Annotated in this window: 9 protein-coding genes and 1 pseudogene; 7 read left to right on the top strand and 3 right to left on the bottom strand. The window is 66.5% G+C overall.

Going from position 1 to position 8,474, the window contains the following annotated elements; genetic code table 11:
* The 3 genes and pseudogenes from FGL98_RS24115 to FGL98_RS24105 form a co-directional block, all read left to right on the top strand.
* A pseudogene (locus FGL98_RS24115) lies at window positions 1–102 on the top strand (IS5/IS1182 family transposase); the annotation flags it as partial.
* 282 nt (window positions 103–384) lie between these two features.
* Window positions 385–615 (top strand): ribbon-helix-helix domain-containing protein, encoded by a 231-nt coding sequence (locus tag FGL98_RS24110; RefSeq protein WP_146321309.1) that lies wholly within the window; start codon window positions 385–387, stop codon window positions 613–615.
* Window positions 602–949, top strand: a complete 348-nt coding sequence (locus tag FGL98_RS24105; protein WP_146321307.1) for a type II toxin-antitoxin system PemK/MazF family toxin — start codon at window positions 602–604, stop codon at window positions 947–949. The genes FGL98_RS24110 and FGL98_RS24105 overlap by 14 nt, the downstream gene beginning before the upstream one ends.
* A gap of 39 nt (window positions 950–988) precedes the next feature.
* Here FGL98_RS24105 and FGL98_RS24100 read toward each other — a convergent pair whose 3' ends face one another.
* The gene (locus tag FGL98_RS24100; protein WP_246136728.1) at window positions 989–1,468 is read right to left on the bottom strand and encodes a GNAT family N-acetyltransferase; all 480 of its coding nucleotides are present in this window, start codon (window positions 1,466–1,468) and stop codon (window positions 989–991) included.
* A 159-nt stretch (window positions 1,469–1,627) separates the two neighbouring features.
* Window positions 1,628–2,152, bottom strand: a complete 525-nt coding sequence (locus FGL98_RS24095; protein ID WP_425461026.1) for an NUDIX hydrolase — start codon at window positions 2,150–2,152, stop codon at window positions 1,628–1,630.
* A 169-nt stretch (window positions 2,153–2,321) separates the two neighbouring features.
* On the opposite strand from FGL98_RS24095, the gene uppS reads away from it, so the two are divergent.
* From uppS to FGL98_RS24075, 3 genes are all read left to right on the top strand, one after another.
* On the top strand, window positions 2,322–3,074 hold the full coding sequence (gene uppS / locus FGL98_RS24090) for a polyprenyl diphosphate synthase (protein ID WP_186526366.1): 753 nt from the start codon (window positions 2,322–2,324) through the stop codon (window positions 3,072–3,074).
* A gap of 569 nt (window positions 3,075–3,643) precedes the next feature.
* Entirely contained in the window at window positions 3,644–3,937 is a 294-nt protein-coding gene (locus tag FGL98_RS24080; RefSeq protein WP_146317691.1) for a type II toxin-antitoxin system Phd/YefM family antitoxin, read from the top strand.
* Window positions 3,934–4,353, top strand: a complete 420-nt coding sequence (locus tag FGL98_RS24075) for a type II toxin-antitoxin system VapC family toxin (RefSeq protein ID WP_222432394.1) — start codon at window positions 3,934–3,936, stop codon at window positions 4,351–4,353. The genes FGL98_RS24080 and FGL98_RS24075 overlap by 4 nt, the downstream gene beginning before the upstream one ends.
* Before the next feature lie 488 nt (window positions 4,354–4,841).
* Here the strand turns inward: FGL98_RS24075 and FGL98_RS24070 are convergent, their stop codons facing one another.
* Window positions 4,842–5,789: a hypothetical protein gene (locus FGL98_RS24070; protein WP_222432393.1), complete on the bottom strand. Its 948-nt coding sequence runs from the start codon at window positions 5,787–5,789 to the stop codon at window positions 4,842–4,844.
* Between the two features lie 623 nt (window positions 5,790–6,412).
* Here FGL98_RS24070 and FGL98_RS24065 point away from each other — a divergent pair.
* Complete coding sequence (locus FGL98_RS24065) at window positions 6,413–7,165, top strand: glycine-rich domain-containing protein (protein ID WP_146321295.1); 753 nt, start codon at window positions 6,413–6,415, stop codon at window positions 7,163–7,165.
* Window positions 7,166–8,474 lie beyond the last annotated feature (1,309 nt).

Raw genomic sequence — 8,474 nt, 5'->3', positions numbered from 1 at the left:
TCTCTGATCGCCTTGGCCAACGCCATCATCATCACCCGGCGCCTGATCCGGACCGCCTGGACCACCCACCGCTGGGACACTCGACCAACCCGCCGACCATGACCTATCCGCGGAACCTCTAAGATGCCCACGCCAATGACAGCAACACGTCTCGGCCGCTTCACGGATCCGATCCTCACACGAACTCCCCATTCCCAGATCACCGGCGAATTCGCCTTCTCGCATGCAACCACAGGGAAGGAGCCATCCCGTTCACCGAACCATGACCGGCGATAGATTCAGTGGGTGTTGCGACGACCGCTCGAACCCGGGGTCGTCATATGGGGCTTGCGCACGGGCCAATTTGGCTGTGCATCGAAGGTGCTACTCAGGTAGCATCAAGGTATGAAAATTAGTGTGAGCCTGCCGGAAGAAGACGTGGCCGCCCTCGACGAGTTCGCGCGTGCGGCGGGACTTCGGTCCAGGTCAGCCGCCCTGCACCGTGCGATCACCATGTTGCGCCTGCCCCAGCTAGAGCAGGACTACGAGGCCGCGTGGGACGAGTGGGCCGCCTCGGGCGAGCAGGAGGCGTGGGATACGACCTCGGCCGACGGGATCGCCGATGCTGCGCGGTGAAATCCGCTTGGTCGACCTCGACCCTGCCCGAGGCAGCGAAGCCAACAAGCGAAGACCAGCCGTGATCGTGAGCAACGATCGCGCCAACTTGGTCGTGGCGCGCCTCGGCCGGGGAGTGGTCACCGTTGTACCCGTGACCAGCAACACCGACAGGATCTACCCATTCCAGACTCTGCTACCCGCGACCGCCACTGGCCTGCGGCAGGATTCCAAAGCCCAGGCCGAGCAGGTCCGCTCGATCGCCGCCGAACGATTGGGCCCCGTCCTCGGGCGGGTGCCAGCCGAAGTGATGGCGGCACTTGACGACGCACTGCGAATTCACCTGCAGCTGTAGGAACGATCGCCGTAGAGCGATCGGCGATCGGGACGCTCCCTACGGATTGGGTGGGCGACGCACTCCCAGCCACTGAAGCGCTCCGTAATCCTCGAATCGCACCGTCTCGACGAACCCGAGCTTGTCGGCGACTCGTATCGATGCCGTGTTGGCCAGCTGCGCCGAGACAACGACCAGCTCGCCACCGTGCGCATAGTCGAACCATCGCAGCGCTCCTGCGGCCGCCTCGGTCGCGACTCCGTGTCCCCATGCCTCCGGCAGGAACATGTAACCGAGTTCGGCCTCGTTCCCGCCAGGAAGAACGTGTCCGAGCCTGTCGCGGTCGCGGCGGTCGATCGTGACGAACCCGAGCATCGCGCCATCACGCTCAACAACGAACAGACCCGGCCTGCGTCGCGGCTCGACTGGCATCGCAGCTTCCAACTCGTCCCGAGGCCGTGCACCGCCGGTGTACTGGTTGACCTCCGCGGATGCCCAGTCGATCAACCGGGACCGGTCGCCGGCCTCGGGCTCGCGCAATATAAGTCGGGTAGTCGATAGTCGCCCCGGTGGCCATCCATCACTTTCAAGGCTCCCCACAGCACTCGAGAATACATCGAAACCCATCGATCCGAGGCGGTTCGAACCCGGGCCGGAGTGTCTCGGCCGACGAAAGGCGCTCGTCGATCGAGCTGGGGCTCAGGCGCGTGCCTGTGGTCGATGGCCGTGCGTGCTGACCGGAAGACTCGATTCTTCCGGTGCGGTGTCGGTAGCGACGTCTCGGCTCAGTTGTGGTCGGTCGAGGAAGTCCAGGAGATTGCGCGGCCAGACGTCATGAGGGGTTTGCTCTAGTTCGGGTCGCGTCCACCAGTGGGCTGCGGCGATGGTTCGACGCTCTTCCTCGGTGTAGCCGGAGGTATCGATGTCGAAGTGCTCGACACGCAGGGCGAAGAAGACCTCCGTCTGGTGCACGATCGCGTGGCTGTAACCGTGGATGACCTGGCGCACGGCGAGCGGGCCGGACAATTGTTCGGCCGTGACAACCAATCCGGTTTCCTCCTGGAGTTCACGGATAGCTGCGACGGTATCGGTCTCACCGGGCTCGATACCGCCGCCGGGGGTGATCCACCAGCGTCTGATCGGGGTCAGGCCAAGGTCCGAGTCCTGAAACAGCAGCAACCGACCCGCGTCATCACTCAGCAGAACCCGGGCGGTACGCCGCACCTGAACGGGCCGACGAGACGGCTCCGGAGCAACGAACCCCGGTTGCCCGGGCAACAGACCCTGTGTCATTTGGGGAGGCTACTCGTTGGCCTCGGCGAACGTTCAGTACGGGCGGTCTCGATGAACGGTCGGTGGGTACCTGATGCGCGTTTCGAGGCAAACTGATGGCGTGAAGACACGACACGGTGCAGAACCGGATGATGCCGCCGAGTGTCGGACCGGCGTTGCGCCTCGCCACGTCGGACTGATCATGGACGGGAACCGGCGCTGGGCGCGGGCCGCCGGATACGCCAGTCCCAGCATCGGGCACAAGATCGGAGCCGACCACCTGGGCGATTTTTTGGACTGGCTCCACGCTCGTGGCATCGACCACGCCAGCGTGTACGTGCTCTCCGCCGACAACATCCGCAAGCGCGAGAGCGCAGAGGTCAACTACCTGTTCGAACTGATCCGGACCGTGGTCCCGATGAAGGTCCAGAACTCGCGACGCTGGCAGTTGCACATTGCCGGCGACCTGGAGCTATTGCCGTCCACCTGTCGTGACGCCTTGCGTGACGCCCAATCCGCAACAGCTGGTCGAAGTGGGCACCTGACCCTTGCCATCGGGTATGACCCGAAGCACGAGGTCGCACAGGCAGTACGACAGGTCCTGCGAAAGTCCCCATCCACGGAGGTACTCGAAAGCGATCACCTCACCGCCGCCATCACCGCAGCCATGCCCGGAGGGCCTGTCAAGGACATCGACCTAGTCATCCGTACCAGCGGTGAGCAACGAATGTCCGGGTTCTTCCCATGGCAGAGCCAGCACGCCGAGATTCACGTCAGCAAGAAGATGTGGCCAGCATTCACCGAACACGACCTCGACCTCGCAATCAGCGACTACCAAGCACGGACCACCCGAAGCGAACCTGCCCGCTCATAACGCGGTCTCGTCCCACACGACGATCGTCAGTTGGCGAATTCACCGGAGGCTTCGTCGCGCATACCGGACATTGGCGCCGGTGTGGGAGTCGGACGACGAGGTTCGCGGACACCATCGGTCGGAGGTAGGGGTTGCGAGTCGCCAGGTAAGAGCACGCTCCAGCCTCCGTGCCACCACATCCACTCGTAGGCGTATCGGTCGATGAACGGGATCCGGTACCAGAGGCGGGCCCAGCGTGGTATCGCATGCAGGTTCGGCATTGCCCCGTATTCAGGTAGCCACTGCCAGCCTGGCCGCTGCCCAGCTGGCACCACCCAGTCGCCCGGCGACGGCTCTCCGAACAACGCCCCCGCGATGGGGCCAGGCCCTCGCAGCGGCGCCTGGCGCCACGGTCCCATGCCCCACCACACTTCGGTGAGCCAGGTCGAGACCGGATTGATCGCGCGCCGTACGCTTCGTCCGAGCGGACCCATGTGGCACACCTCCGATCCGTGCATCGCTTACCACCGTACGACGATCGCTCTACGGACCTGATCGACGAGACGCTACAAGAACGCTATAGTATCGCTATGAGCGTGGTGATACAGCAGTCCGAACTGCGCAACGACAATGCGGCGGTCATGCGGCGGGTGGCCGCCGGCGAGTCCTTCGTGGTGACCGTCAACGGTCGTCCGGTGGCCGATGTGGTGCCACATCAGCGCGATACGGGCTTGCGGCGGTTCGTGCCGGTCGCCGAGGTGGCAGCGGCGTTCGCCGCGGAGCCGGTGCCCGACCCGATGGCGTGGCGAAACGATCTGGCCGCCGACGACGAGATTTTCGGCCCGGATGAGCCCACCGACCCGTTTGACCGGCAGAGGCGTTGACCTCCAGCGGACCGCGTCGTGCCCTGCTGGACACCTCGGTGGTGATCGACTTCCCGGCAGCGCAAGTCGCAGAGCTCGCCGACGAGGTCGCGGTTTCGGCTGTGACGATCGGCGAACTGCAGTACGGCGTGGCCGTCGCGAGTGACCCGCTGACACAGATGTCCCGGCGCCGGCGCGTGCAGGCGACCCTGGACCGGTTCGAGGTGCTGTCGTTCGACGCGAGCACGGCCGAGTATTACGGGGCGCTGGCCAGCTTGGTGCGCCAGCACGGCCGCAACCCGCGGCCACGCCGCATGGACTTGCAAATCGCTGCGACTGCAGCACGCCACGGACTGATACTGCTGACCCGGAACGGCAGCGACTTCATCGGCCTGGAGTCCGTGCTCGCCGTTGTCGACCTGCCGGACGAGCAATGAAGGACCGGCAGGCAAAGCCCCGGAACTGATGTCCGACTGACGATCGTCACGCGGAGCGTGACCGTACACCGATAGGCGGGCGGTACGGGATCGTTTGCCATGCGGGAGCTTCGGAGTGCCGACCCGGCGGCCGGACGGGCAACGAGATGTTTGCGGTTACGGGGTATCTCAACCTTACGCGCCGCACACGTCAGTCAAGGACTGGACGATTGTCGCCGATGTATGGCTCTGTGCCATCGGTGGCACCCTCGCGGAATCTGCTGTGTCAGCGCGCAGGCGCGTGGTGGTCCACCCCCAACCCTCCCGATGGGGCGTGGGGCTTCCGGTGCCGAGAGAGGGCTAGCGGTGCGATCCCCGCGCAGCTAGACGAGAGCGCAGGGACGGACACGATGGCGTCTCCAACTCAGAGGTTTGGAACACGGTGCCTCGGGCGGGCAATCAGGGTGCGGCATGGTTGCCCGCCCCAGGCCGGTGAGGGTGCAGTTGGCCTACTTGGTGGCGGCGAGGAAGCCGTCGGTGTTGCCGGCCGCGTCGACGTAGAAGCCGACGAGATCACCGTGGTTGTTCAACCCGTTGACCACGGTGGAGCCGATCCCGTTGGGGTCGTCGATGGTTCGGATATGTCTGCGGTTCCACTCATAGCCGTGAGCCACACCCGCGCTGTCGGTGTACTGACCGACGACCTGGTCGCGGTCGTTGATGCCGAAGGCCTGGATGTTGCCGCCGCCAGGGGCGGTGACTGCGTAGGCCCGACCGTGGTGGAGCAGGTAGGCCATCTGGGTGTTGCCGTCGGACGCGGAGATGGCAACGTCGCCGCGATCGTTGATCGAGGTGGCCATCACGCTGGCCTGGCCGGGCACGTGGATCTCGTGGAAGGTCCGAGATCGCAAGTCGTACCGGAAACCATGGTTGTTGCCGTTCGCGTCGGTCCAGAACCCGACTGCCTGGTTCTGCTCGTTCACTCCGAGCAGCTGTTCCGTGGTCGCACCACCCGCGGCTGCGCCCTGCCCGTGCGGGTCGACGACGTCGGTGAAGTGGCCCCTGACGTCGGCGAAGCCATAGCTGTTTCCGACGCTGTCGACCCAGAACCCAACGGTCTGGTTCCGGTCGTTGATAGCGGTGACTTGGGTCTGAGCCGAACCGGGGAAGTTCTCGTTGCGGTAGTTGTCCTGGTCATGGTCCCCGGACAGGGTGTAGCCCTTGTTCGGGTGGCCTGGCTGGCCGCTGCCGAAGTAGCCGGCCATGACCCCTCGATCATTGATGCCCAGCAGTTGGTTGAACGTTGGATCAGCCGCGTTGTTGTGGGTGCTGAAGTGAAGCGTGGGACTTGCGTAGTGGTGGGCGGCAGGGGTGGCGGCGTTGGCTACCGGTGACAGTGCGCCAAGGTTGAATCCGGTGACGGCAGTCACGGCAGCGACGGCTGCGACGGTGGACATGGCCCTACGGAACGTAGGGTGGGCGGTGCGCTTGGACATCGGGTAACTCCTTTGGTGGGGTGGCCCCCTCGTTGGGGCTCTCGATAAAGGCTGCGCTTCGCCGGGCCGTCGCCCAAGGGTGCACGCAAGTGTCTTCTAGGGGGTGTCAGCACCCCCTAGAAGACACTTGCGTGCACCCTTGGGTGCGGGTACCAGTCGCGAGGATCCTCGAGGTGAGACAGCGAGTTGATCGTTGTCACGTAACGGATCGATCGCTCACCGCAGCGACATTCCGACACTTCTAACGGCTTTGGGCCGGCGTCTACGCCAGCAACTGGGCCGGCCACACAACCGATGATCAAGGAGACTCCTATGAAGCCACGACTCGTCCCGCCCCTCATCAGCCGAGGACTGGCCGTCACGGCCGTCATGGCCGCCGCGGCTGGGCCCGGCACACCTCGCAGCTGCGTCGGCCACGACGCCAAGATCCGTTGGAATGCGCAACGCCCGCAGTGTCGGCCCGGACCGGCCGGCGCGGTCGGCGAGTGCTCACGGGCAGGTGGCCAGCCACTCATCAGGAGTGCGCCGGATGGCCGCTCCCACACCCCATCAATTGGCCACACCTCATCAATTAGGAGCTACGAATGAAGGCAATCCGTCCGGCCACCATGACAGCGGCGGCCGCCATCGTCCTGCTGGCCACCGGCTGCGGCACCGGCACGATGATTCACCCGTCCACCCCCGCCTCAGGCGGTTCGATCCCTGCCCGCGGGCCTGCGAAAACTCCCACCAGCGCTCCGCAGATCTTCACCGCCAGCGGAAACTTCCACGACCCAGCCGGCGTCCACCGCGTTCTGGTCGAGGCCATCGGCGGCGGTGGCGGCGGCGGCAGCGTCACCGTGGCCGCCAACACGTGCAGCGGCTCGGGCGCCGGCGGTGGTGGCCAAGGCGGTGACGTGCGGGCCAGTGTCCCGGTGACACCGGGCACGGCCTACACCATCCGTATCGGGGCCGCGGGCGCTGCGGGGTCGGTGTGCACCTCCGGGGCCCAGGCCGTCGTGCTGGCCGCGACGGCAGGCGGAGCCAGCACGTTTGCCGGTACCAGCGGGCGACTGGTGACCGCGTCCGGCGGCGCGGGCGGGAGCAGCCCGAACGGAACGGCCGGCGGCGGCGGCGGAATCGGCGGCGCAGGCAGCGCCGCATCCTCGGTGACCGCCATTAGCGCGGCGCCCAAAGTGAACGGCTCGCCCGGCACTGGCGGCTTGGGCGGAACTGGTGGCGGCGGCGGCGGTCAGCCGGGATTCGCAGGAACTGGCGGTGCCGGGGCCAACGGGGGGTTCAACGCCCCCGTTGGCGCGGCCCGGGCCGGGCTGGTCATCATCACCCCCGAGGCGTAACGCCACGACCTCGCGTCCGGCCGACCACGACCCGGCCGGACGGGAGGTCGTCGACGACGCCGAAGCGTTGGTGGCCAGACTCGTGGCAGCAGCGGCCTCGTCCGCGACCCGGTGGCGGCCGCAACGCTCATCAGGCACCGCGTGAACGCATCCGGCCAGACCGTGGAGCACCGGTTCCAATCGGCCACCGCCCGCACCGGCGACACCACTGGCCAGATCCGTCGTGCGCGGGTCGCCGCGGAACTGCTGTTGGCGGGTGCACGCGTGCATACCACGGCCTTGCCGGGAACCGCGACCTGCTCGGACTCACTATCAGCGACATCCAGCCCGAACGATGGATCGCGCGCCCATCCGAAGCGATCGCCTTCTATCAGCGGGCGGTCGGCGCCGACGTGGTGCACCGCGTCGCCGATGGCAAGGACAGCCTCACCCAATTGGCCATCGGGCAGGCTCACTTCTAGCTTGATCGCCGCAGCCGACCCCGAGAACGAGCGGCTCGATCCAACCGCAACCGCAATCGAGGGCGGTACCAGCCGAACCAGCTCGCGGTCGCGGACCCCCAATCGGCCGTGCAGTCCGCGCCGGCGCGAGCGTCACCTCGCCGATCGGCGACGAGCACTGCTGCCGACTGGGCCGTATCACCGACCCCTGCGGGCACCGCTGGGGAGATCGGCAAGCCACCGGCCCATGGCCACCGTAAACCAAGCATCCTGCTCCGCAACGGGGGAAGTCCACCCGCCGACCGGCCAAGCATGACCCTGCCCGCCACAGGGGCGGTGGCGCCGTGCCTCACCACCTGCGACGCCCGTCCCAGTTGAGGAACGGTCACCGGCGACGGCAATCGGCAAATCGGAGCTCCACGCTCAGATCTCCGGAACCGTCCCACACGGGTGTTCTATACGGGGCACCCATGACGACCCGCTCACCGAAAGCCGATCGGCAATCGGTGACGCGACGCAGGGCACGTCCGGGGTGTCCCGTAGGGCACTCCCATCCGGGACGGACGGCCCCGGAGACTGTTCGAGACCGCCTCGGGCCGGGCTGGTCGCCGTATCCGGTTCGGCAAATGGGACGGCCTGATCTAGCTATGAGCGATGTCGAATGGTCGGTCGCCGAGACCGAGCGGCGGATCGCGAGGGCGAGACAGCCGTGTTCGGTATGGCAGCATGCGGTGCATGAGCGATCCCCCAGCAGAGGGCGCGGGTCGGTCGGAGTCCGGTCTGACCGACGACGACTTCTCGCCCACCTGGGCTGACGATGATCGGCCGCGGATCCCGCGCGTGGCCGGTGAGCGTGAGGCTCTCACGGC

Origin of the sequence: Leekyejoonella antrihumi (assembly GCF_007845645.1) — a bacterium.
In the GTDB taxonomy this organism is placed as follows: Bacteria; Actinomycetota; Actinomycetes; order Actinomycetales; family Dermatophilaceae; genus Leekyejoonella; species Leekyejoonella antrihumi.
This window is presented reverse-complemented; position numbering and strand designations above follow the sequence as displayed.

Coding starts and splice junctions, on each gene's coding strand:
- FGL98_RS24105 (WP_146321307.1), top strand. CDS start 602: ATGCTGCGCGGTGAAATCCGCTTGGTCGACCTCGACCCTGCCCGAGGC.
- FGL98_RS24065 (WP_146321295.1), top strand. CDS start 6,413: ATGAAGGCAATCCGTCCGGCCACCATGACAGCGGCGGCCGCCATCGTC.
- FGL98_RS24070 (WP_222432393.1), bottom strand. CDS start 5,789: ATGTCCACCGTCGCAGCCGTCGCTGCCGTGACTGCCGTCACCGGATTC.
- FGL98_RS24110 (WP_146321309.1), top strand. CDS start 385: ATGAAAATTAGTGTGAGCCTGCCGGAAGAAGACGTGGCCGCCCTCGAC.
- FGL98_RS24080 (WP_146317691.1), top strand. CDS start 3,644: ATGAGCGTGGTGATACAGCAGTCCGAACTGCGCAACGACAATGCGGCG.